Here is a 991-nt window from a genome sequence, read left to right on the forward strand (position 1 = left end):
GGCCACCGCCCCCTCCGCCCAGGACCCGGACGAGGTGCCCTGGCTCACCCCGGCGGAGAAGGACGCCTGGACGGGCCTGGTCTCCCTCGCCCTGCTGCTGCCCGGCCGCCTGGAGTCGCCGCTGCAGCGCGAGGCCGGCCTGACGCTCTTCGAGTACCTGACGCTCAGCCACATCTCGGAGGCGCGGGACCGCCGCCTGCGGATGAGCGAACTGGCCTACCTCGCGAACGGCTCGCTCTCCCGCCTGTCGAACGTCGTCAAGCGGTTCGAACAGCGCGGCTGGGTGGAGCGCTCCCCCGACCCCGACGACGGCCGCTTCACCATCGTCACCCTCACCGACGCCGGCTTCGACGTGGTCGCCGCCGCCGCACCGACCCACGTCCGCTCGGTGCGACAGCTCGTGCTCGACCCCCTGACCACCGCCGACCAGCGGGCACTGGCCCGCATCGCCGCCAAGCTCAGGACCCGCCCCGTCGACCTGGCCTGACATCAGCCTGGACGATCAGGCCTGACGATCAGGCCTGACGATCAGGCCGGCAGATACGGACCGAAGTGGTCCGCGACGACCTCCGCGACGGCGGCGGCGTCCCGCGAGCCGTCGACCTCGAGCACCCGGATCCCCAACCGCCGGGCCGCGCGCACGGCATCCGCCGCGACGAGCTCGTCCCGAGCGAGCCGGTTGGCCTGCGCACGCGCCGGGTCACTGACGCGATGGCCGAGCGCGCCCGCCCGCGGCAGCTCGCGAACCTGGCGCTCGCGGAACTCCGGGGTGGGCACCATGACGATCATCCGCCGCGGCGAGTCGACGATCGGCGCGACGAGTTCGGGCCGCAGCCCCCACCCCTCGGCGATGATCGGACGACCCGACACGAGCGCCCGCAGGTCGTCCAACGCCCACCCGAACCGCTCAGGAAAACCGGCGAGCGTCTCGGCGGCCATCTCCTCCGGCGTGGGGTGCACCCACACCGCGTCCGCCGCCGGCCCCCCGGCC

2 protein-coding genes are annotated in these 991 nt (G+C 74.2%); one reads left to right on the forward strand and one right to left on the reverse strand.

Annotation, left to right across the window (positions count from 1 at the left end):
• Nucleotides 1–34 precede the first annotated feature (34 nt).
• The gene (locus E1265_RS36485) at nucleotides 35–487 is read left to right on the forward strand and encodes a MarR family transcriptional regulator (protein WP_132935216.1); all 453 of its coding nucleotides are present in this window, start codon (nucleotides 35–37) and stop codon (nucleotides 485–487) included.
• Between the two features lie 41 nt (nucleotides 488–528).
• Here E1265_RS36485 and E1265_RS36490 read toward each other — a convergent pair.
• Nucleotides 529–991 (reverse strand): hypothetical protein (locus tag E1265_RS36490; protein ID WP_132935215.1); only part of this gene is annotated, 463 nt, incomplete at its 5' end.

The sequence above is a fragment of the Streptomyces sp. 8K308 genome (genome assembly GCF_004348315.1).
Classification (GTDB): domain Bacteria; phylum Actinomycetota; class Actinomycetes; order Streptomycetales; family Streptomycetaceae; genus Streptomyces.